Source organism: Streptomyces sp. NPDC051452 (assembly GCF_044454765.1).
GTDB lineage: Bacteria > Actinomycetota > Actinomycetes > Streptomycetales > Streptomycetaceae > Streptomyces.
The window spans coordinates 1-22647 of sequence record NZ_JBITEB010000026.1; the positions used below are offsets into that span (position 1 = coordinate 1).

Here is a 22647-nt window from a genome sequence, read left to right on the forward strand (position 1 = left end):
TCGAACGACTGGATGATGGGAGCCGTGTGAATCGAGAGGTTCACGCACGGTTCTGAGAGAGCCGGGAGGTGAGATCCCTCCTGGCTACTCGCTAGAGGTGGTGGACTTCTGCGCCTGGTGGTCGTCGTTGGTCGTTGTTGGCCACTGTTGAGCGTCCTCGGACGGCCCAGAGACGGCCCAACTCCGCCGCACTCGCCTGACGCGCCGGCGCCCTCGATGCCCCCATCTGAGCCGCAGCCGACGCTCAGGAAGGTCGGCAAGAGCTGGACCGTCTAGGCATGGCTGGAGCACTGGGTCGAGAACATCGCCAAGCCGTACGTCTCCGAGAACACGTTCGACGGGTACGAGGTCGACGTGCGCGTGCACCTGGTGCCCGGCCTCGGTGCCCACAAGCTCGACCGCCTGGAGCCCGAGCACCTGGAGCGCTTCTACCGGAAGATGCAGGACTCCGGGAGCTCCGCCGGTACCGCCCATCACGTCCACCGGACGATGGAGCGGATCGCGGCCGGCGCCGACTGGGAGGGCAAAGGATACGTCTTCGCCTCGCCGACCGGCGGGCCCGCTGAGCCCGAACACCGACTTCCACGTCTGGAAGCGCCTGCTGCGGGACGCCGGTGTCCGGGACGGCCGTCTGCATGACGCTCGCCACACCGCCGCGACCGTTCTTCTGATCCTCGGCGTCCCGGACGTGGTGATCGACTCGATCATGGGTTGGGAGCCTGGGGGAGCGGCCCGGATGCGCGCGCGGTACATGCATGTGACGGGAGTGATGCTCCGCAAGGTCGCCCAGCAGGTAGGTGACGCGCTCTGGACACCTCCCGGCTCCGGGGGAAAAACCGACTGAGACGGAAACTGAGACGGACAACGACGAAGGGCCCCGCTGCAAGCAGCGGGGCCCTTCGACATCGTGCCCGGTGAGGCACTGGCGGAGGATACGAGATTCGAACTCGTGAGGGGTTGCCCCCAACACGCTTTCCAAGCGTGCGCCCTAGGCCTCTAGGCGAATCCTCCGGTGGGAACATTACATGACCGAGGGGAGTGCTCGCGAACCCGTTCCCGCAGGCCCGGATCGGGGTGGGATCGGGGTACAGACCGCCCCGCGCGATCGGGTACTGTGGGCGCAGCCCCTCACGCGGCGCTATCTGACTGAACTCCCCCAGGGCCGGAAGGCAGCAAGGGTAGGTTGGCTCTGGCGGGTGCGTGGGGGGCGCTTGCGTTCTCCGGGGTTCCGTGGGCGGAGCCGGTTGTCAGTGGGCGCCATTAACCTCGTATGCGTGTCGTCTCTCGCGCTGTACCGCCGCTATCGCCCGGAGACCTTTGCCGAGGTCATCGGGCAGGAGCATGTCACCGACCCGCTGCAGCAGGCGCTGCGGAACAACCGGGTCAATCACGCGTACCTGTTCAGCGGGCCGCGTGGCTGCGGGAAGACCACCAGCGCGCGCATCCTGGCCCGCTGCCTGAACTGCGAGCAGGGTCCCACCCCGACGCCGTGCGGGGAGTGCCAGTCCTGCCAGGACCTGGCCCGCAACGGACCGGGCTCGATCGACGTCATCGAGATCGACGCCGCGTCCCACGGTGGCGTGGACGACGCCCGTGAGCTGCGCGAGAAGGCCTTCTTCGGGCCGGCGGGCAGCCGGTACAAGATCTACATCATCGACGAGGCCCACATGGTCACGTCGGCCGGCTTCAACGCGCTGCTCAAGGTCGTCGAGGAGCCGCCCGAGCATCTGAAGTTCATCTTCGCGACCACCGAGCCCGAGAAGGTCATCGGGACCATCCGCTCGCGGACCCACCACTACCCCTTCCGGCTGGTGCCCCCGGGCACCCTGCGCGACTACCTCGCCGAGGTGTGCGGGCGCGAGAACATCCCGGTCGACGAGGGCGTACTCCCGCTCGTCGTGCGTGCGGGCGCCGGATCCGTGCGTGACTCCATGTCCGTCATGGACCAGCTCCTCGCCGGCGCCCGGGAGGAGGGTGTGACGTATGCCATGGCCACCTCCCTGCTCGGTTACACCGACGGCTCCCTGCTCGACTCCGTCGTCGAGGCGTTCGCCACCGGTGACGGGGCCGCGGCCTTCGAGGTCGTCGACCGGATCATCGAGGGCGGCAACGACCCCCGGCGGTTCGTCGCCGACCTGCTGGAGCGGTTGCGGGACCTGGTGATCCTCGCCGCCGTCCCGGACGCCGTCGACAAGGGGCTCATCGACGCCCCCGCCGACGTCCTGGAGCGGATGCAGGCCCAGGCCTCCACGTTCGGGGCCACCGAGCTGAGCCGCGCCGCCGACCTGGTCAACAACGGCCTGACCGAGATGCGCGGCGCCACCTCGCCCCGCCTCCAGCTGGAACTGATCTGCGCGCGCGTGCTGCTCCCCGCCGCCTACGGCGACGAGCGGTCGCTGATGGCCCGCCTGGACCGGCTGGAGCGCGGCGTCGACTTCTCCGGCGGTGCCGGCGCGCCCGCGATGGGGTACGTCCCCGCTCCCCAGGCCCACGGCGGCGGTGCACCCGCACCAGGCGGCGGCCCCGCCGCGGCCCGCGCGGCGGTCCGTGGCCCGGGCGGTCCAGGCGCCCCTGCCCCCACGGCACCGGTACCGGCATCGCCGCCGGCAGCCCCGGCGGGCGCATCGGCCGCATCGCCAGCATCGCCCGTATCGCCCGCATCCGCCGGACCGGCGGCCCCCGCGGCGCCGCGTTCCGCCCCCGCGGCCCCCGCTCCCGCCCCCGCCCCGGAGGCTCCCGCTCCCGCCGCGGCCCAGGTCCCGGTGTCGCCTCCGGCGCCCGCGAGCGCCGACGCTCCGGCCGCGGCCGCCCCCGGTGCCTGGCCCGCCGCCGCTGCCGCCGGTGGTGGACGGCGTCCGGGTGGCTGGCCGACGGCCGCCCAGGCGGGCGCTCAGCAGAGCCCGGCCCCGGCCCAGCCGCAGCACCAGCAGGTCGCCGCCGTCCAGCCGGCGTCCGCGGCCCCGCCGTCACCCGCGTTCTCGGCCGCCCCCACGGGCGGCCCCGACCCCCGCGCGCTCTGGCCCAACATCCTGGAGGCCGTCAAGAACCGGCGACGCTTCACCTGGATCCTGCTCAGCCAGAACGCCCAGGTGGTCGGCTTCGACGGCACCACCCTCCAGATCGGCTTCGTCAACGCCGGTGCGCGGGACAACTTCGCGAGCAGCGGCAGCGAGGACGTGCTGCGGCAGGCGCTCGCCGAGCAGTTCAACGTGCAGTGGAAGATCGAGGCGGTCGTCGACCCGTCCGGCGGCGGCTCCGCCCCGACAGCCGGTGGCTCGCCGGGTTTCGGGGGAGGCGGCGGTTACGGCGGTGCGCCCGTCGGCGGCGGCGGTGGCCACGGCGCCCCGGCCGCACCCCGTCCCGCGACCTCCCAGCCGGCCCAGCACGGCACGTCCGCCCCGCAGGGCGGCCCCGCGCCCGCCCCGGCCGCCCCCTCCCCCAGACCCGCGGCCGTCGAGCCGCCCCCGGTCGCCCCCGAGGACGACATCCCCGAGGACGACGACCCCGACCTGGACGAGTCGGCCCTGTCGGGCCACGAACTGATCGTCCGGGAACTGGGGGCGACGGTGGTCGAGGAGTTCACCAACGAGTAGTTGCCGCGGCGGGGGCCGGCGGCAGCGAGACCCGGCGTCGGTGAGACCCGGCGTCGGCGGGTACCCCCCGTCGGTAGCTTCCCGCGTCGGCACGTACCCGCCCCGGTGCGGGCGTCCCGTTCGTAGGAACGCACAGCTCGACCGGCCCCGGGCTTCGGCGACCTTGCCAGTAGGCTGACCCCCGTGAAGGTCCTCCTCATCGGCAGCGGCGCCCGCGAACACGCCCTGTGCCGCTCCCTGTCCCTCGACCCCGACGTCACCGCACTGCACTGCGCCCCCGGCAACGCCGGCATCGCCGAGGTCGCCGAGCTGCACCCGGTCGACGCGCTCGACGGTGCCGCGGTGGCCGAGCTGGCCACCGGCCTCGGTGCCGACCTGGTCGTCGTCGGCCCGGAGGCCCCGCTGGTCGCCGGTGTGGCCGATGCCGTCCGCGCGGCGGGCATCCCGGTGTTCGGCCCGTCCCGGGAAGCCGCCAGGCTGGAGGGGTCCAAGGCCTTCGCCAAGGACGTCATGGCCACGGCCGAGGTGCCGACCGCCCGCTCCTACGTGTGCACCACCGAGGCGGAGGCCGCCGAGGCACTCGACGCGTTCGGCGCCCCCTACGTCGTCAAGGACGATGGACTCGCCGCCGGCAAGGGCGTCGTCGTCACCTCGGACCGGGAGGTGGCCAGGGCGCACGCCGCCGCCTGCGAGCGGGTCGTCATCGAGGAGTTCCTCGACGGCCCCGAGGTGTCCCTCTTCGCGATCACCGACGGCGAGACGGTCGTCCCGCTCCAGCCCGCCCAGGACTTCAAGCGCGCGCTGGACGGTGACGAGGGACCGAACACCGGCGGCATGGGCGCCTACTCGCCGCTGCCCTGGGCCGACCCGAAGCTGGTCGACGAGGTGTGCGAGACCGTGCTGCAGCCGACCGTGGACGAGTTGCGCCGCCGGGGCACGCCCTTCTCGGGACTGCTCTACGCCGGGCTCGCGATCACCTCGCGCGGTGTCCGGGTCATCGAGTTCAACGCCCGCTTCGGCGATCCGGAGACCCAGGTCGTGCTGGCCCGCCTGAAGACCCCGCTGGCCGGTGTCCTGATGGCCGCCGCCACGGGCAATCTCGCCGACCTGCCGCCGCTGCGCTGGAGCGAGGACGCGGCGGTCACCGTCGTCGTCGCGTCGCACAACTACCCCGGCACCCCGCGCACCGGCGACCCGATCACCGGGCTGGACGCGGTGGCCGCCGAGGACGCCCCGCACGCGTACGTGCTGCACGCCGGGACCAGGCGGGACGGCGACGCGGTCGTCAGCGCCGGCGGCCGGGTGCTGTCGGTCACGGCCAGCGGCAAGGACCTCGCCGAGGCACGCGAACGGGCGTACCGGGCGGTCGGCCGGATCGGCCTGGACGGCTCCACGCACCGCACCGACATCGCCGCGAAGGCCGCGGCGGCGACACAGGCGCCACAGGCGTAACGCGCCAGGTCGCGCGCGCTCCCTCCCACCCTCTCGGGCCCCGGACGCAATCCGGGGCCCGATCTTTGCTGTCTGTCACCCACCTCTGACCAAAGCCATTCCATCGAGTGAGCAATCGCCCAACCGGCTGACTGGGGCCGAAGGCCCAACTATGGTGCCGCGCAAGCGTTCCGGCACTTGGCCCTCCGGCATTGCGATGTCAGTGGCGGGTGTCACAGTGGGGGAGTGAGCAGGACCAGGACAGCCCGGCATCGACAGAGGAGGGGGTGAGGTCGGCACGTGAGCGGAATCGGTGTGGAGGTGGGCGCGCAGGCCGCGCGCTCCCGGGCCCTGGCCGTGCTGCGGGTCCGTGGCCGCGCGCTGGGCGTGGCCCTGCTGCCCGCGGGGGTCGCGGTCATCCTGCTGGCCGGGGCCCCGACCGGACATCTCGTGGGTCCGGGCTGGGACGCCGCCCGCTGGGTCGTGGGCGTCCTCGCCCTGCTGGTGCTGCTGGCCACCGTCGGCATCGCCCTGGTCGTGGCCCGCGCCCGTCCGGCCGTGAGCCCCACGGTGCCGGTCCCGGAGGCCACCGCCCCGGATCTGTACCGGATGGTGCGCGACCTCGCCGACCGGCTGGAGGTGCCGGCGCCCTCGGCGATAGCGCTCACCCCGGACTGCGACAGCTGGCTGGAGGACCGTACCCATTCGGCCCACGGTCCGCCCCCGCGGCCGGCGCCCGACGAGATAGCGGGCCCGGCCGACCGTGGGCACGGCCGTACGCCGGTCGCGCCGGTCCTCGTCATCGGCTCCCCGTTCCTGTGGTGGATGCGGGTCGGCGAACTGCGCGCGGTCCTCGCCCCGGTCATCGCCGGTACGGGCCCCTCGGCCCACCCGGACATAGCGGCCGCCCGCCGCTTCGTCCGGGGGCTGGACGCCGCGGTGGCCGTCGCCTCGACGCCCGGCCGCTGTCCGCCGGCCCGTGGGATCTGCGCGGCCCTCGGCTGGGTGGCCCGGCTGCTGCTGCGCGGCTGCCGGGAGCACGCGACCCAGATGGAGCGGGGCGTCGCGGCCGCGGCGGCCGAGCGGGCACAGACGGTCGACTACGGCCTGCGGATCGTCGCCCAGGAACAGGTCGGCCTCGCCTACGCCGGCTGGGACCGGCTGCTGACCCGGGTGGCACTGCCCGCCTGGCGCATGGGCCGCTGGCCCTCCCGGCTGGACGCGGGCGTGGTGGCCGCGCTGACCGAACTGTCCCGGCGCGACCGCCTCGCCGAGGGCTTCACCTCCCGGCTCGGCGAGCGGCCCGCGTGCGACCTGCTGGAGGAGCCCGGCGCGATGGACGAGGCGACCTCGCTGCTCGCCGCGCGCCTGTTCCACGGCGGCCCCGCCGAGTCCGGCGCCGACTGGGCACCGGTGGACTGGCAGGCGTATCCGGAGGAGGTCGTGGACCGCACCTGGCGCGCCGACGCCGCCCGGCTGCACCGCGTCCTGGACGTCCTCGGCGTCCGCCCCGCCCCCGACCCCGGGGCCCCCGACCCCGCGGGCCCGACCCTGGCCCGGGTCCTGGAGCACCTCACCGTGGCCACCGAGCCCGATGACACCGCCCGAGCGGGTTCCGGCCCCGCCGGCACGGGCACCGGGGACTCCCACGACACCCGAGCCGTTTCGGCCACCTCCGCCGTTTCCCCCGTTTCCCCCGCTTCCGGCGCCCCCGCCCATGGCGCGACGGCCGACGAGCCGGCGGAGGCTGACGAGGTCGACGACGGCGACGACACCGACTCCGGTACCGAGCGCAGCGCCACCCTGGCCGCCGGGCTGAGCGCCGAGCTGGCCCGCGAGGAGGCCGCCGGACCGACGACGGGCGCGCACGCCGCCGGACAGAGCCCCGAGAGCGCCCTGTGGGACGGCTGCGACCTACCGCTGCTGCCGCTGCAGCCGCCTCGCACCGCCCGCGAACTGCTCGCCGATCACGTGAAGGCGATGGTGTGCTGCGCCGCCGTCGACACCGCCGGCGCCGTCCCCGCCCTGGACTGGCTCGACGGCCCGTCCCTGCTGCTGGGCGGCGTGCGGGCCACCGATCTGACGCCCAGGGTCCTCAGTCTGATCGAGGACGGGGACCCTGGCCCGCTGCGGGACTGGCTGACCGAGACGGGGATACGCCCGGAGAAGCCCGTACGCCTCGTCTGACCCCCGGAACCGTTAGGCGACCGCCCCGAGCGCCATAACGGAGAGGAGACTTCCACTTCAGGTCAATTCGCAACGACTGGTGACCGGGCCCGTGCGTTATGTGATGTGCTGGGATCGACCACGCCTTTGGCAAAGGCTTGCGACATACGACACCTCGTCCGAGCAAGCCGAGCGCGACCAAGCCGAGCGCGACCGCGCCGGGCACGAGCACCACCGAGACAGGGACACGGGGGCACAAGGGAGGGGAGCGATCATGGCCTCGGACCACATCCGCCGCTGGGAGTCCGGAGCGCTCGCGCACGCCGTCACCGACCCCTTCGGTCAAGGCCCGGTGCCCTGGCTGCGCGGCAGTGAGACCTACTTCGACGACACGGGACACGTCGTCCCCTGGTACGTCGACCCCAACCCGCCGCCGCCCGGCGCCTCCCGCCGTAACGCGCGCGTGCCCGGGCCGCGTTCGTCCGGCTCCGGACCCCGCTCGGCGGACGACGTACACCGCCAGATCAAAGGCTTCGCCTCCACCGGCGCGGTCACCCCGGGCGAGGCGATCGACTTCCACGTCACGGTCGACCCGCCGCAGGAGTTCAGCGTCGACATCTACCGGATCGGCCACTACGGCGGCGACGGCGCTTCCAAGATCACCACCAGTCCGCGGCTGTCCGGCATCGTGCAGCCCACGCCGCTGACCGCCGACCGCACGGTCTCCTGCCACCACTGGTGGCTGTCCTGGCGGCTCCAGGTCCCCTCCCACTGGAGCATCGGGGCCTATGTGGCCGTCCTGACCACCGTCGACGGCTACCGCTCCCACGTGCCGTTCACGGTCCGCGACGACCACCCCGCCGATCTGCTCCTGCTGCTGCCGGACGTCACCTGGCAGGCGTACAACCTCTACCCCGAGGACGGCCGCACCGGCGCCAGTCTCTACCACGCGTGGGACGAGGAGGGGCGGCTGCTCGGCGAGGCCGACGCCGCGACCACCGTCTCCTTCGACCGGCCGTACGCGGGCGCGGGCCTGCCCCTGCACGTGGGCCACGCCTACGACTTCATCCGCTGGGCCGAGCGGTACGGCTACGACATCGCCTACGCCGACGCCCGCGACCTGCACGCCGGCCGCGTCGACCCCACCCGCTACCGGGGCCTGGTCTTCCCCGGGCACGACGAGTACTGGTCCGCCCCGATGCGCCGCGCCGTCGAGGACGCCCGGGACCGCGGCACCTCGCTGGTCTTCCTCTCCGCCAACACCATGTACTGGCAGGTGGAGCTGGGGCCCTCCCCGTCGGGCGTCCCGGACCGGCTGCTGACCTGCCGCAAGCGCAAGGGCCCCGGGAAGCCCGTGCTGTGGCGGGAGATCGACCGGCCCGAGCAGCAGCTGGTCGGCATCCAGTACGCGGGCCGGGTGCCCGAGCCGCACCCGCTGATCGTCCGCAACGCCGGCCACTGGCTGTGGGAGGCGAGCGGCGCGCACGAGGGCGACGAGGTCGAGGGCCTGGTCGCCGGCGAGGCCGACCGGTACTTCCCGCGCACCGCGCTGCCCCAGCACGAAGAGCGCGTCCTGCTCGCCCACTCCCCCTACACCGACGGCGACGGCGCCCCGCGCCACCAGGAGACGTCCCTCTACCGCGCCCCCTCCGGCGCCTGGGTGTTCGCCTCCGGCACGTTCGCCTGGTCGCCGGCGCTGGACCGCCCCGGCCATGTGGACCCACGGATCCAGCGCGCCACGGCGAACCTGCTGGACCGTATCTGCAAACGCGACTGAGCCCCCGCGCGCGCCTCCGGTCGACGTGACGCCGCCCCGTGCACCGGCGTCCCAGCCACCCCTGGCCGAATCCGATCCGCCCGGTAAGGGAGAATCGAGGGACTTGGACAGAACCACGGGGAGGAACCGTGTCCGGATTCGTAGAAAAGCCCGAGCCGATCCAGGTTCCGGGCCTGGTGCACCTGCACACCGGCAAGGTGCGCGAGCTGTACCGCAACGAGGCGGGCGACCTCGTGATGGTCGCCAGCGACCGCATCTCCGCCTATGACTGGGTGCTGCCCACCGAGATCCCCGACAAGGGCCGCGTCCTCACCCGGCTCTCCCTGTGGTGGTTCGACCAGCTGCGCGATCTTGCCCCGCACCATGTGATCAGCACCGAACTGCCCGAGGGCGCCCCGGCCGACTGGGCGGGCCGCACGCTGGTCTGCAAGTCGCTGAAGATGGTCCCGGTGGAGTGCGTGGCCCGCGGCTACCTCACCGGCTCCGGCCTGGTCGAGTACGACGCGTCCCGGACCGTCTGCGGTCTGGCGCTGCCCGAGGGCCTGGTCGACGGCTCGGAGCTGCCCGGCCCGATCTTCACCCCGGCCACCAAGGCCGAGGTCGGCGAGCACGACGAGAACGTCTCCTACGAGGAGGTCGCCCGTCAGGTCGGCGCGGAGACCGCCGCCCAGCTGCGCCAGTCCACGCTCGCCGTGTACTCCCGTGCCCGGGACATCGCCCGGGAGCGGGGGATCATCCTGGCCGACACGAAGTTCGAGTTCGGTTTCGACGGCGACACCCTCGTCCTCGCCGACGAGGTGCTCACCCCGGACTCCTCTCGCTTCTGGCCGGCCGACCAGTGGCAGCCGGGCCGGGCTCAGCCGTCGTACGACAAGCAGTTCGTGCGGGACTGGCTGACCTCGGCCGAGTCCGGCTGGGACCGCAGGAGCGAGCAGCCTCCGCCGCCGCTGCCGCAGAGGGTCGTGGACGCGACGCGGGCGAAGTACGTCGAGGCGTTCGAGCTGCTGACCGGCACGAGCTGGTCGTAGGGCGAGCGGATACGCGAAAGGCCCCCGGGGAACCGGGGGCCTTCATGTGAGCGGACGACGAGGCTCGAACTCGCGACCTCAACCTTGGCAAGGTTGCGCTCTACCAACTGAGCTACGTCCGCAGTGCGCCGTGGCGCGAGAGCAACTATACCCAACCGCGCTCGCGGGCGAGACGGACCGCCGCGTGCCGGTTGTCCGCACCGAGCTTCGAGACGGCCGAGGAGAGGTAGTTCCGCACGGTCCCCGGTGACAGCGCGGCCCGCTCGGCGATCTCCGTGACGGGGGCGCCGTCGGCGGCCAGCTCCAGCACCTCGGCCTCCCGGGCGGTGAGCGGGGAGTCCCCGGCGGAGATCGCGTCGGCGGCCAACTCCGGATCCACGTAACGGTGTCCGGCGTGCACGGTCCGGATGATCTCGGCGAGCCGCTGGGCGCTGACCGTCTTCGGGACGAACCCGCGCACACCGGCCGCGAGGGCCCGCTTCAGATGCCCGGGCCGCCCGTGACCGGTGACGATCAGCACCTGGCAGCCGGGCAGTTCGGCGCGCAGGGATGTGGCGACCCTCACACCGTCGGCTCCCGGCATCTGCAGATCGAGCACGGCCACGTCGGGGGCGTGCGCGCGGGCCATCGCGAGCGCCTCCGGTCCACTCGCCGCCTCCGCGACGACGCGCAGGTCGTCCTCCAGGGAGAGCAGCGCGGCCAGCGCGCCCCGGATCAGATGCTCGTCGTCGGCGAGCAACAGCCGTACCGGATCCGTCATGACGTGACGTCGCCCACTTTCCGTCCGGCGGGTTCGCCGCTGTCCGTCAGCGGCACCTCCGCCACCACCCGGAACCGGCCGCCGCCGACGGCCCCGGCCTCCAGGCTGCCGTCCACCGCAGCCAGCCGCTCCCGCAGCCCGGCCAGTCCCGAGCCGCGCGCGGATGCGGGGGCTGCCGCGGCTTCGGTGGCGCCGCTCGCGTCCGGGGCGGCCACCCCGTCGTTCTCCACCGTCAGCACCACATGTCCCTTCCGTATCCGCAGCCCCACCTCGCACCGGGTCGCGTCCCCGTGCCGCAGCACGTTGGTCGTCGTCTCGCGCACCACCCAGGCCAGCGCGGACTGCACCGCGGTGGCCAGCTCCCCGGTCTCCGCGCGCACCTCGCAGTCGATGCCGGCGGCCGTCAGCACGCCCTGCGCACCGGCGAGTTCGACGCCGAGGTCGGCCTCCCGGTAGCCGCGTACGACGTCGCGGACCTCGCGCTGGGACTCCCGCGCGATGCGCTGGACCTCGATCATCTGCTCCACCGCCTCCGGCCGCCCCCGCCGGGCCAGTTGGACGGCCAGTTCGCTCTTGAGGGAGATCACCGACAGGTTCCGCCCCAGCACGTCGTGCAGATCCCGCCCGAACCGCAGGCGTTCCTCGGCGACGGCGAGCCGGGCCTCGGCCTCCCGGGCCCGTTCCGCCTCCCAGATCACCGACAGCGTCCAGGCGCCGCAGCGGCAGGCGAGCAGCGAGAAGAGCGTGCCGAAGGCGGTCATCACACCGGTCGCCAGGACGCCGGCCCCGTCCGGCCGGGCGAGGCCGAGGGCGGCCATCAGCAGGACCGCGAGCAGCGCTGCTCGGCGCAGGAACACCCGGACGGGTACCACCACGCCGTACGGCCCCCCGAACGGCAGCAGCGAGGCACCGATCGCCAACCTGGCCGTCGCCGCCCCGGTGCTCCCCGTCGCGGCCAGCGCCACGCTCAGCGCCAGCGCCAGGCCGAGGAGCACCGAGGAGGCTCGCAGCGCCCGGGCGGGCAACCGGGCGCGCTGGAGGTAGTGGTCGAGGGCCGGCCGGGTGAGCCGGTTGGAGTCGGCGCACTGGAGTGCCGCCACGACCAGCAGCGACCCGCCGAGGGCGAGTGGCAGCGGCCGGTGGTCCAGCCCGCCGACCAGCGGCAGCATCAGCCAGGCGAACGCGAAGAACCAGGTCGTGACGTACCAGGTGACGACGGTCTGCAGTTCGACCCGTTCGGCCTTGCTGCGATCCCGCCAGTGCCGCTGCCGCCACCGTCGCAGCCGACCCAGCATCCGCGCGTCCCCCGTCCCTCAGCGCCGCGGTTCCCACCGGAACCACCGCCGTACAGCAAACACCGCCAGGAGCGCCCAGACCAGCGCGGTGGCGAGGGCGCCGAGGATCTCGTACGCGCTGGACTGGCCGGACCAGCCGGCGCGGACCAGGCGGATCGCGGGGGACAGCGGCAGGAGTTCGCAGACGGAGGCGAGCCGGTGGGGCATGACCTCGGTGGGGACGGTGATCCCGGAGCCGACCATGGACACGAAGACCAGGGGCAGCGCGGTCACCTGGGCGCTCTCGGTGGTCCGGGTGAAGGAGGCGGTCAGCGCGGCGAGCGCGGCGCAGACCGCGAGTCCGGCGAGTACCCCGGGCAGCAGCAGGTACGGCGCCTTCGGCGCTCCGGTGTGCAGCAGCGCGGCGCAGCCCAGGGACAGCACGACGCTCTGGGCGAGGCCGATGGCGGTCGCGGGCAGGGCGGTGCCCAGGAGGATCTCGGTGTCGGAGAGTTCGCCGGTGCGCAGCCGCTTCAGGACGAGTTCCTCGCGGCGGGCGACGTAGGCGCTGACCAGGGAGGTGTAGACGGCGAAGAGGAAGGAGAAGCCGATCGCCGCGGTCAGCAGGACGGTGCCGATGCTCAATCCCTCCTTGTGCAGGTCCAGTTGGTCGAGGGCGGGCCGGATGGTGAACGGCAGGGCGAGTGGGACGGCGAGCGCGGTGAAGACGGTGCCGCGGTTGCGGAGCAGGAGGGTCAGTTCGGCGCGGGCCAGTGCCCGCAGCCGTCGTCCCGCGTCGGTGCGGTCGACGCCGCGCGTGGCACCGCCCGCAGCCGTCCGGACCCGGGGCACCCCTCGACCGCTCTCCGCTCGGGTTCCGTTCACGCCACCGCCCGTCTTCCGCGCCCGGGGCGCCCCGTGACCGGTCTTCGCTTCGGTTTCGCTCATGCCGCCGTCTCCCGTTCACGCGCGATGGTGAGGAACGCCTCCTCCAGTGAGGCCGACCGCACGTCCAGCCGGCTCAGTTCGACCCCGGCGCGCTCGGCCCAGGCCAGTACCCCGGTGGCGGTGCGCTGTGGTTGCGTGGTGCGCAGCCGTACGATCCTGCCGTCGCTCTCGTGCGCCAGGACGCCAAGGGCGGCCAGGGGCGGCAGATCGCCGAGGAGGTAGCCCTCCGGCAGTTCGAAGGACATCCGGGAGGGGCGCCCGGCGGTGACCTCGGCCGGGGTGCCGGAGGCGGCGATGCGGCCCTCGTGCAGGATGGCGAGCCGGTCGGCGAGGTCCTCGGCCTCCTCCAGGTAGTGCGTGGTGAGCAGCACGGTCGTACCGTCGTCGCGCAGTCTGCGCACCAACTCCCAGGTGTCCCGGCGGCCTTCGGCGTCGAGCCCGGTCGTCGGCTCGTCGAGGAAGAGCACCTCGGGTTCGCCGAGCAGGGCGAGTGCCAGGTCCAGGCGGCGCCGCTCGCCGCCGGACATCTGCTTGACCCGTACGTCGTGCTTGTCCGCGAGCCCGACCAGTTCCAGCGCCTGCGCCCCGGGGCGCGCCCCGCTCGTGCAGCCGGCCCACATCCGGACGGTCTCGGCGACGGTCAGCTCGGCGGGGAAACCACCTTCCTGGAGCATCACACCGGTGCGGGGGCGTACGGCGGCCCGCTCGCGGCGGGGGTCGTGGCCGAGGACCCGGACCCGGCCCCCGGCCGGTGCGGCGAGTCCCTCCAGCAGTTCCACCGTGGAGGTCTTGCCGGCGCCGTTGGTGCCCAGCAGGGCGAAGATCTCGCCGCGGGCGACGGAGAAGGTGATGCCGCGCACCGCCTCGAACCCGCCCCCGTAGACGCGCCTGAGGTCGGTGACCTCGATGACGTGCTCGTGTTCGTCTGTGTCCATGGGCCCAGCGTCCCGGCGGTGGGGGCGGCCCGGCAGTGCGCGGTGTCATCGCCCGGCATGACAAATGTCAGAGCACCGCGGGCATACGAAAAGACCCCGGTCCAGTGGACCGGGGTCTTTTTCCCGAGCGGACGACGAGGCTCGAACTCGCGACCTCAACCTTGGCAAGGTTGCGCTCTACCAACTGAGCTACGTCCGCACTGCTCCCGACCGGCTTCCACCGATCGGTGCGAGCACCAGCCTACCTGATCCACAAGAGTGGTCGTGCCGGTTGGTGCCAGAGCGGGTGACAGGGATCGCACACTGCGCCTTCCCCCTGGAAGGGGGATGTTCTACTACTGAACTACACCCGCGTGTCCTCGGGATCCGGCCTTCCGGCCTCGCCCCTCGGCGTGTCCCAGACATTAGCTGATCAGCGGGGGGGTAGCGCAAGTCGGCTCCCCTCGCGGTCCCGAATGCCCCAAGTGCACGGTTCCCAGGGCCCGCTGACGGGCCCTGGGAACCGCCCCTTCGCGGGCTTCACTGTGCGGAGCTGAACGCCTCGTAGACCTTCTTGGGGATGCGTCCGCGGGCCGGGACGTCCATCTTGTTGGCCTGGGCCCAGGCGCGGACGGCCGCCGGGTCGGGGGCGACCTCCGTCTGCTTGTAAGCCTTGCCGGACCGCGACCGCTTGCGGCCGGCCTCGACGTAGGGCGCCAGCGCCTTGCGCAGTTTTCTGGCGTTGGTTTCGTTCAGGTCGATCTCGTACGACCTGCCGTCGAGTCCGAAGGCGATCGTTTCCGCCGCTTCCGAGCCGTCGATGTCGTCAAAGAGAGTGACCACGACCTTTTGCGCCACGAATATCGGTCCCTTCGTGCGTCACGTCGATACAGCTCAACGCCGATGACGTGCCGAGTATCGGCTATTGCCAATTCATTTGTACAGTGCCCGGCAATGCATTGTGAAGCCCGACTAAATCCGTCCGCGTGTCCGAGCACAATAGGGGTTGACGGCGGACTCCCGAACTTTCCCAGAACTTTTCACGACGGTCCGGCTTCGACACCCGATCGTGATGCGCCTCACGTAGTTTCCTCCAACTCTACCCGCGTAGAAATTTTGTGCGGGTAGTCTGAAGGAACCTGCTCAGCACCACACACCGGGAGTGCCAGTGGCACGCGTCGTAGTCGACGTCATGCTCAAGCCGGAGATCCTCGACCCCCAGGGCCAGGCGGTCCAGCGTGCGCTGCCGCGCCTGGGTTTCGACGGGATCTCGGACGTACGTCAGGGAAAGCGTTTCGAACTGGAAGTTGACGGGCCGGTCGACGAGGCCGCACTCGCCCGCATCCACGATCTTGCGGAATCCTTCCTCGCCAACACCGTGATCGAGGACTTCACCGTCAAGGTGGAAGAGACGGCCGAAGTCGAGGAGGCCGCGAAGTGACCGCTCGTATTGGCGTCGTCACTTTCCCTGGCAGCCTCGACGACCGGGACACCCAGCGTGCGATCCGCGTCGCGGGCGCCGAGCCGGTCGCCCTGTGGCACAAGGACAAAGGCCTCCGGCAGGTCGACGCCGTGGTCCTGCCCGGCGGTTTCTCCTACGGGGACTATCTGCGCGCCGGTGCCATCTCCCGGTTCTCCCCGGTGATGGAGTCCGTCATCGAGCAGGCGAAGGCCGGCCTTCCGGTCCTCGGTATCTGCAACGGCTTCCAGGTCCTCACCGAGGCCCACCTCCTCCCGGGCGGCATGCTCGGCAACGACCATCTGCACTTCATCTGCCGGGACCAGAAGCTCCGGGTGGAGAACGCGGACACGGCCTGGACCGGTGACTACCGCGCCGGGCAGGAGATCCACATCCCGCTGAAGAACATGGACGGCCGGTACGTCGCCGACGAGTACACCCTCGACAAGCTGGAGGCCGAGGGCCGGGTCGTCTTCCGGTACCTGGACGTGAACCCGAACGGCTCGCTGCGGGACATCGCCGGCATCACCAACGAGGCCGGGAACGTCGTCGGTCTCATGCCGCACCCGGAGCACGCCGTCGAGCCGCTGATCGGTACGGGCCGTACCGACGGCCTGCCCTTCTTCACCTCGATCCTCAAGAAGCTGGTCAACGCATGAGCCGGACGCCTCTGGACACGGTCGAGCACGCGGCCGCGACCCCCGACGTCGAGCTGCCCTGGGCCGAACTGGGCCTGAAGAAGGACGAGTACGAGCGGGTCGTGGAGATCCTCGGCCGCCGCCCGACCGGCGCCGAGCTCGCCATGTACTCGGTCATGTGGTCCGAGCACTGCTCGTACAAGTCCTCCAAGGTCCATCTGCGCCAGTTCGGCGAGAAGGCGCCCGAGTCGGACGCGCTGCTCGTCGGCATCGGCGAGAACGCCGGTGTGGTGGACGTCGGCCAGGGCTACGCGGTCACCTTCAAGGTCGAGTCCCACAACCACCCTTCCTACGTCGAGCCCTACCAGGGCGCGGCCACCGGCGTCGGCGGCATCGTCCGCGACATCATCGCGATGGGCGCCCGCCCGGTCGCGGTCGTGGACCCGCTGCGCTTCGGCGCGGCCGACCACCCCGACACCAAGCGCGTCCTGCCGGGCGTGGTCGCCGGCATCGGCGGCTACGGCAACTGCCTGGGCCTGCCCAACATCGGCGGCGAGGTCGTCTTCGACTCCTGTTACCAGGGAAACCCGCTGGTCAACGCCGGTGCCATCGGTGTGATGCGGCACGAGGACATCCACCTCGCCAAGGCCTCCGGCGCGGGCAACCAGGTCATCCTGTACGGCGCCCGGACCGGCGGCGACGGCATCGGCGGCGCCTCGATCCTGGCCTCCGAGACCTTCGACGACGCCAAGCCCTCCAAGCGCCCCGCCGTGCAGGTCGGCGACCCGTTCCAGGAGAAGCTCCTCATCGAGTGCACCCTGGAGGCCTTCAGGGAGAAGCTGGTCGTCGGCATCCAGGACCTCGGCGCGGCCGGTCTGTCCTGCGCCACGTCCGAGCTGGCCTCGAACGGCTCCGGCGGCATGCGCGTGACCCTGGACGACGTCCCGCTGCGCGACTCCACGCTCTCGCCCGAGGAAATCCTCATGAGCGAGTCGCAGGAGCGCATGTGCGCGGTCGTCGAGCCGGGCAAGGTCGACCGCTTCCTGGAGATCTGCGAGAAGTGGGACGTCATCGCCACCGTCATCGGTGAGGTGACCGACGGCGACCGTCTGGAGATCTTCTGGCACGGCGGGAAGATCGTCGACGTCGACCCGCGCACGGTCGCCCACGACGGCCCGGTCTACGAGCGCCCCTACGCCCGGCCGGACTGGCAGGACGCCCTCCAGGCCGACGACGCGAACAAGCTGCCCCGTCCGGGCACGAGCGAGGAGCTGAAGGCCCAGGTCCTGGCGCTGGTCGGCTCCCCCAACCAGGCCTCCAAGAAGTGGATCACGTCCCAGTACGACCACTTCGTGCAGGGCAACACCGTCCTCGCCCAGCCGGAGGACTCCGGCATGATCCGCGTGGACGAGGAGACCGGTCTCGGGGTCGCCATCGCCACGGACGGCAACGGCCGCTACGCCAAGCTGGACCCGTACACGGGCGCCCAGCTGGCCCTCGCCGAGGCCTACCGGAACGTGGCGACCACCGGCGCCAAGCCGCTCGCCGTGTCCGACTGCCTGAACTTCGGCTCGCCCGAGGACCCGGCGGTGATGTGGCAGTTCGCCGAGGCCGTGCGCGGTCTCGCCGACGGCTGTCAGCAGCTGGGCACTCCGGTGACCGGCGGCAACGTCTCCCTCTACAACCAGACGGGGGAGGCGGCCATCCACCCCACCCCGGTGGTCGCCGTCCTCGGCGTCATCGACGACGTCGCCCGCCGCACGCCGGTCGCCTTCCAGGAGGAGGGCCAGCTGCTCTACCTGCTCGGCGACACCCGCGAGGAGTTCGGCGGCTCGGCCTGGTCCCAGGTGGTCCACGACCACCTCGGCGGTCTGCCGCCCAAGGTCGACCTGGAGCGGGAGCGGCTGCTGGCAGAGATCCTGATCTCCGCCTCCCGCGACGGCATGGTCGACTCCGCGCACGACCTGTCCGACGGTGGTCTGATCCAGGCGGTCGTGGAGTCCGCGCTGCTCGGCGGCAAGGGCGCGCGGCTGATCGTCCCGGACGGCCTGGACGCGTTCACCTTCCTGTTCTCCGAGTCGGCCGGCCGCGCGATCGTCGCCGTGCCGCGTTCGGAGGAGCTCCGCTTCAACGACATGTGCGGTGCGCGCGGTCTGCCGGCCACGCGCGTCGGGGTCGTGGACGGCGACTCCGTCGAGATCCAGGGCGAGTTCGCGCTCTCCCTCGCGGAGCTGCGCGAGGTCCACGAGGCCACCATCCCGGCCCTGCTGGCGTAACCGCCACGACCGGTGAGAAGGCCCCGCCCGGGAGACCGGGCGGGGCCTTCGCCGTCACCTCGCGAGAAGCGGCGGACGGCGCCGCGGACCGACCGGGTCGCCCTGCCGCGGCTCGCCCCGCCGGCACGCCCTCGGGCGGGTGGAAACGCGGCTGAAGGGCTACGCCCGCAGGGCTTAGGCTCACCGTCATGCCACCGGCCAGGAAGCGCGCCCGCAGTTACGACCCCGACCGGACCCGCGCCGCGGTCCTCGCCCAGTTCGGGCATGTACGGGAGGCCGTCCGCGGCCTCACCCCCGAGCAACTCGCGCTGCCCACGCGGCTCGGCGCGTGGACGGTGCGTGAACTGGTCGCCCACCTCGGGATGGCGCTCACGGCCGTGCACCGGGCGCTGGACCAGCCCGCCCCGCCCGCGCGGACCGTCGCGGTGACCGAGTGGCCCTTCGCCACCGCGGCCTACTCCGGCGCCATCGACGCGTTCACCCGGGGCCTCGTCGCCGACCACCCCGACCTCGGCGCCTACCTCGACGGCATCGACGAGAGCCTGCGCGTCCTGCTCGCCGAGCACCCCGGCGGCCGGCTGCTGGAGACCAACGCGGGCGCGCTGCCCCTGGACGACTACCTCGTCACCCGGACCGTGGAACTCGTCGTCCACACCGACGACCTCAACGCGGCCGTCGCGGGCCTTCGGACCCCCTACGACCGGCACGCCCTGGCCGCCGCCACCCGGCTGCTCGCCGACTCCCTCGCCGTCAAGGCGCCCGGCGCCTCCACCGAGGTGCGGGTGCCGCCGTACGCCGTCGTGCAGTGCGTCGAGGGACCCCGGCACACCCGGGGCACCCCGCCGAGCGTCGTGGAGACCGACCCGCTGACCTGGGTCCGGCTGGCCGCCGGCCGCGTGAGCTGGGCCGAGGCGCTGGCGGAGGCGAAGGTCAGCGCGAGCGGGGAGCGGGCGGACATCGGGGACCTGCTGCCGCTGATGTCGTAGCGGAACCGCTGCCACCGCCGGCACGTCGAAACCGCATGAACCGGCACAAGCAGCGCATGACTCTGACGGCGGCCGCCGTGCTCGTCCCGCTCGCGGTGGCCTGTGGCAACGGGAAGGCGGACAGTGGTGCGGTGAACGTCCAGCAGCCGGTGACCGGGATCGACTGGCGGGTCGACGGCGTCACCATCGGCGACACGACCCGGCACGCGCCCGCCACCGCGCGCCTGCGCATCGACGAGGACGGCAAGGCGTCGGGCAACCTCGGCTGCAACGGGTTCAGCGCCCGCGCCACCGTGCACGGCGACCGGATCACCTTCGGTGACCTGCGGACCACCAGGATGGCCTGCGCCCCGGACCGGATGGAGTTCGAGCGCGCCCTCGCGCGCACCCTCACCACCGGCACGCTCACCGCGCGGACCGACCGGGAGAAGCTGACGCTCACCGACGGCGACGGCGACCGGGTCCACCTCAGCCGCTCCGCACCCGCGTAGGACGCGCCACCGATTGGTGTGCGACACCTCACTCACGCAAGGGGCCGAGAGGGACGCCGTCGCCCCGCTCCGCGCGCCACACTCCCGGGGCGCACGCTGCCGCACCCCTCTGACCAGCGCGGACGTAGATTCCTCCAAGGTGATCGTCAACGCCCGTCCCGCCGGCGTCGCGCATCCCCAATTCGGACCAGTGGTCGACCTCGCCTACACTCGGTGGCGTGCCACGTGGTGACGGTCGACTCAATCACGATCTGCTTCCCGGCGAAAAGGGCCCCCAGGACGCTTGCGGCGTCTTCGGCGTCTGGGCTCCCGGTGAAGAGGTCGCAAAGCTCACGTACTTCGGGCTCTACGCCCTCCAGCACCGGGGTCAGGAATCCGCGGGAATCGCGGTCAGCAACGGCTCCCAGATCCTCGTCTTCAAGGACATGGGCCTGGTCTCCCAGGTCTTCGACGAAACCTCGCTCGGTTCGCTCCAGGGTCACATCGCGGTCGGTCACGCCCGCTACTCGACCACCGGTGCATCCGTGTGGGAGAACGCCCAGCCGACGTTCCGTGCCACCGCGCACGGCTCGATCGCCCTCGGCCACAACGGCAACCTGGTCAACACGGCGCAGCTCGCCGAGATGGTCGCCGACCTGCCGAACGACAACAACAGCCGCTCCACCCGGGTGGCGGCCACCAACGACACCGACCTGCTGACGGCCCTGCTGGCCGCCCAGGTCGACGAGGACGGCAAGCCGCTGACCATCGAGGAGGCCGCGCACGCGGTCCTGCCGAAGGTGCAGGGCGCGTTCTCCCTCGTCTTCATGGACGAGGGCACCCTCTACGCCGCCCGCGACCCGCAGGGCATCCGCCCGCTGGTGCTCGGCCGCCTGGAGCGCGGCTGGGTGGTCGCCTCCGAGTCCGCCGCCCTCGACATCTGCGGCGCGAGCTATGTGCGGGAGATCGAGCCGGGCGAGTTCATCGCCGTCGACGAGAACGGCCTGCGCAGCTCGCGATTCGCGGAAGCGAAGCCCAAGGGCTGTGTCTTCGAGTACGTGTACCTGGCCCGCCCGGACACGGACATCGCCGGTCGGAACGTGTACCTCTCCCGCGTGGAGATGGGCCGCCGCCTGGCCAAGGAGGCCCCCGCCGAAGCCGATCTGGTCATAGCGACCCCGGAATCCGGCACCCCGGCCGCCATCGGCTACGCGGAGGCCTCGGGCATCCCGTTCGGCGCCGGCCTGGTGAAGAACGCCTACGTCGGCCGCACCTTCATCCAGCCCTCGCAGACCATCCGCCAGCTGGGCATCCGCTTGAAGCTGAACCCGCTGAAGGAAGTCATCAAGGGCAAGCGCCTGGTCGTGGTCGACGACTCGATCGTGCGCGGCAACACCCAGCGGGCCCTGGTGCGCATGCTCCGGGAGGCGGGCGCAGCCGAGGTCCACATCCGGATCTCGTCCCCGCCGGTGAAGTGGCCCTGCTTCTTCGGCATCGACTTCGCCACCCGCGCGGAGCTGATCGCCAACGGGATGACCATCGACGAGATCGGCACCAGCCTCGGCGCCGACTCCCTGGCCTACATCTCCATCGACGGCATGATCGAGGCGACCACGATCGCCAAGCCGAACCTGTGCCGCGCCTGCTTCGACGGCGAGTACCCGATGGACCTGCCGGATCCCGAACTGCTCGGCAAGCAGCTCCTGGAGACCGAGCTGGCCGCCGGCCCCGCCGCCACGGCCGCCGCCGACGCCATCCGTCGCCCGTAACACCCCTGCAGTACGACACGAAAGCTCTCACAGTCATGTCTGAGACAACTGGTGCCAGCTACGCAGCGGCGGGCGTCGACATCGAGGCGGGCGACCGCGCCGTCGAGCTGATGAAGGAGTGGGTGAAGAAGACCCAGCGACCCGAGGTCCTGGGCGGCCTCGGCGGCTTCGCCGGGCTCTTCGACGCCTCCGCCCTCAAGCGCTACGAACGCCCCCTGCTCGCCTCCGCCACGGACGGCGTCGGCACGAAGGTCGACGTCGCGCGCCGTATGGGCGTCTACGACACCATCGGCCACGACCTGGTCGCCATGGTCATGGACGACATCGTCGTGTGCGGCGCCGAGCCGCTGTTCATGACCGACTACATCTGCGTCGGCAAGGTGCACCCCGAGCGGGTCGCCGCGATCGTCAAGGGCATCGCGGAGGGCTGTGTGCTGGCCGGCTGCGCCCTGGTGGGCGGCGAGACGGCCGAGCACCCCGGTCTGCTGGGCCCGGACGACTTCGACGTCGCCGGCGCCGGCACGGGTGTCGTGGAGGCCGATCGGCTGCTGGGCGCGGATCGCATCCGCAAGGGTGACGCGGTGATCGCCATGGCGGCCTCCGGTCTTCACTCCAACGGGTACTCCCTGGTCCGCCACGTCCTGCTGGACCGCGCGGGGCTGGCCCTGGAGGCGGAGATCGCGGAACTCGGCCGCACCCTGGGCGAGGAACTGCTGGAGCCCACGAAGATCTATTCGCTGGACTGCCTGGCGCTGACCCGCACCGCCGAGGTGCACGCCTTCAGCCACGTCACCGGCGGCGGCCTCGCGGCCAACCTGGCCCGGGTGATCCCGGACGGGCTGCACGCCGTGGTCGACCGCGGCACCTGGACCCCGGGCGCGATCTTCGACCTCGTCGGCAGGACCGGGGACGTCGAGCGCCTGGAGCTGGAGAAGACCCTCAACATGGGCGTCGGCATGATCGCCATCGTCCCCGAGGAGTCCGCCGAGGTGGCCCTCACGACCCTGGCCGACCGTGGTGTCGAGGCCTGGGTGGCCGGCGAGATCACCGACCGGGGTGACAAGGAGACCGGCGCCGAGCTGGTCGGCGACTACGCGGTCTGAGGCATCGCGGGTAGCACAGAACCCGGCCGGTGGCAGTGCCACCGACCGGGTGAGT

Annotated in this window: 17 protein-coding genes, 4 tRNA genes, 1 other RNA gene and 1 pseudogene; 14 read left to right on the top strand and 9 right to left on the bottom strand. The window is 72.2% G+C overall.

Annotation, left to right across the window (positions count from 1 at the left end; genetic code table 11):
* Positions 1 to 243: 243 nt before the first annotated feature.
* Positions 244 to 844: pseudogene (locus ACIBA9_RS36515) on the top strand (tyrosine-type recombinase/integrase); the annotation flags it as partial.
* A 79-nt stretch (positions 845 to 923) separates the two neighbouring features.
* Here ACIBA9_RS36515 and ACIBA9_RS36520 read toward each other — a convergent pair.
* A tRNA-Ser gene (locus ACIBA9_RS36520) sits at positions 924 to 1011 on the bottom strand.
* 108 nt (positions 1012 to 1119) lie between these two features.
* Between ACIBA9_RS36520 and ffs the strand changes: the two genes are divergently transcribed.
* The 6 genes from ffs to ACIBA9_RS36550 all read left to right on the top strand — a co-directional run bounded on the left by ffs (position 1120) and on the right by ACIBA9_RS36550 (position 9995).
* Positions 1120 to 1218: signal recognition particle sRNA small type (gene ffs, locus ACIBA9_RS36525), an RNA gene on the top strand.
* A 56-nt stretch (positions 1219 to 1274) separates the two neighbouring features.
* Positions 1275 to 3593: a DNA polymerase III subunit gamma and tau gene (locus ACIBA9_RS36530; protein WP_399369870.1), complete on the top strand. Its 2319-nt coding sequence runs from the start codon at positions 1275 to 1277 to the stop codon at positions 3591 to 3593.
* A 183-nt stretch (positions 3594 to 3776) separates the two neighbouring features.
* Complete coding sequence (purD, locus tag ACIBA9_RS36535; protein WP_399369872.1) at positions 3777 to 5045, top strand: phosphoribosylamine--glycine ligase; 1269 nt, start codon at positions 3777 to 3779, stop codon at positions 5043 to 5045.
* Between the two features lie 279 nt (positions 5046 to 5324).
* A complete protein-coding gene (locus tag ACIBA9_RS36540) occupies positions 5325 to 7211 on the top strand; it encodes a hypothetical protein (protein ID WP_399369874.1) in 1887 nt (628 codons plus the stop codon).
* Positions 7212 to 7464: 253 nt separating this feature from the next.
* Positions 7465 to 8967, top strand: coding sequence for a N,N-dimethylformamidase beta subunit family domain-containing protein (locus ACIBA9_RS36545; RefSeq protein ID WP_399369876.1), 1503 nt, complete (start codon positions 7465 to 7467; stop codon positions 8965 to 8967).
* Positions 8968 to 9095: 128 nt separating this feature from the next.
* A complete protein-coding gene (locus ACIBA9_RS36550) occupies positions 9096 to 9995 on the top strand; it encodes a phosphoribosylaminoimidazolesuccinocarboxamide synthase (protein WP_399369878.1) in 900 nt (299 codons plus the stop codon).
* Positions 9996 to 10044: 49 nt separating this feature from the next.
* On the opposite strand, the gene ACIBA9_RS36555 is transcribed toward ACIBA9_RS36550, so the two are convergent.
* The 8 genes from ACIBA9_RS36555 to ACIBA9_RS36590 all read right to left on the bottom strand — a co-directional run bounded on the left by ACIBA9_RS36555 (position 10045) and on the right by ACIBA9_RS36590 (position 14749).
* Positions 10045 to 10117, bottom strand: a tRNA-Gly gene (locus tag ACIBA9_RS36555).
* 23 nt (positions 10118 to 10140) lie between these two features.
* The gene (locus ACIBA9_RS36560; RefSeq protein WP_393900484.1) at positions 10141 to 10755 is read right to left on the bottom strand and encodes a response regulator; all 615 of its coding nucleotides are present in this window, start codon (positions 10753 to 10755) and stop codon (positions 10141 to 10143) included.
* Complete coding sequence (locus ACIBA9_RS36565) at positions 10752 to 12050, bottom strand: sensor histidine kinase (RefSeq protein ID WP_399369881.1); 1299 nt, start codon at positions 12048 to 12050, stop codon at positions 10752 to 10754. The genes ACIBA9_RS36560 and ACIBA9_RS36565 overlap by 4 nt, the downstream gene beginning before the upstream one ends.
* A gap of 18 nt (positions 12051 to 12068) precedes the next feature.
* Positions 12069 to 12977 carry an ABC transporter permease gene (locus ACIBA9_RS36570; protein WP_399369883.1) on the bottom strand — a complete coding sequence of 303 codons (909 nt, stop codon included), beginning with the start codon at positions 12975 to 12977 and terminating at the stop codon, positions 12069 to 12071.
* A complete protein-coding gene (locus ACIBA9_RS36575; RefSeq protein ID WP_399369885.1) occupies positions 12974 to 13912 on the bottom strand; it encodes an ABC transporter ATP-binding protein in 939 nt (312 codons plus the stop codon). The genes ACIBA9_RS36570 and ACIBA9_RS36575 overlap by 4 nt, the downstream gene beginning before the upstream one ends.
* Positions 13913 to 14038: 126 nt before the next feature.
* Positions 14039 to 14111 (bottom strand) — tRNA-Gly (locus tag ACIBA9_RS36580).
* An 82-nt stretch (positions 14112 to 14193) separates the two neighbouring features.
* Positions 14194 to 14265 (bottom strand) — tRNA-Gly (locus ACIBA9_RS36585).
* A 166-nt stretch (positions 14266 to 14431) separates the two neighbouring features.
* Entirely contained in the window at positions 14432 to 14749 is a 318-nt protein-coding gene (locus ACIBA9_RS36590; protein WP_362164359.1) for an Lsr2 family protein, read from the bottom strand.
* Between the two features lie 310 nt (positions 14750 to 15059).
* On the opposite strand from ACIBA9_RS36590, the gene purS reads away from it, so the two are divergent.
* The 7 genes from purS to purM all read left to right on the top strand — a co-directional run bounded on the left by purS (position 15060) and on the right by purM (position 22592).
* On the top strand, positions 15060 to 15332 hold the full coding sequence (purS, locus tag ACIBA9_RS36595) for a phosphoribosylformylglycinamidine synthase subunit PurS (RefSeq protein ID WP_362164357.1): 273 nt from the start codon (positions 15060 to 15062) through the stop codon (positions 15330 to 15332).
* Entirely contained in the window at positions 15329 to 16009 is a 681-nt protein-coding gene (purQ, locus tag ACIBA9_RS36600) for a phosphoribosylformylglycinamidine synthase subunit PurQ (RefSeq protein ID WP_399369887.1), read from the top strand. The genes purS and purQ overlap by 4 nt, the downstream gene beginning before the upstream one ends.
* On the top strand, positions 16006 to 18264 hold the full coding sequence (gene purL, locus ACIBA9_RS36605; protein WP_399369889.1) for a phosphoribosylformylglycinamidine synthase subunit PurL: 2259 nt from the start codon (positions 16006 to 16008) through the stop codon (positions 18262 to 18264). Before purQ ends, purL begins: the two co-directional genes overlap by 4 nt.
* A 188-nt stretch (positions 18265 to 18452) precedes the next feature.
* Positions 18453 to 19250 carry a sterol carrier family protein gene (locus ACIBA9_RS36610; protein WP_399369891.1) on the top strand — a complete coding sequence of 266 codons (798 nt, stop codon included), beginning with the start codon at positions 18453 to 18455 and terminating at the stop codon, positions 19248 to 19250.
* 56 nt (positions 19251 to 19306) lie between these two features.
* Positions 19307 to 19741, top strand: coding sequence for an META domain-containing protein (locus ACIBA9_RS36615; RefSeq protein ID WP_362164349.1), 435 nt, complete (start codon positions 19307 to 19309; stop codon positions 19739 to 19741).
* Between the two features lie 218 nt (positions 19742 to 19959).
* The gene (gene purF, locus ACIBA9_RS36620) at positions 19960 to 21489 is read left to right on the top strand and encodes an amidophosphoribosyltransferase (protein WP_362164347.1); all 1530 of its coding nucleotides are present in this window, start codon (positions 19960 to 19962) and stop codon (positions 21487 to 21489) included.
* A gap of 35 nt (positions 21490 to 21524) precedes the next feature.
* Complete coding sequence (gene purM, locus ACIBA9_RS36625) at positions 21525 to 22592, top strand: phosphoribosylformylglycinamidine cyclo-ligase (protein WP_362164345.1); 1068 nt, start codon at positions 21525 to 21527, stop codon at positions 22590 to 22592.
* Positions 22593 to 22647 lie beyond the last annotated feature (55 nt).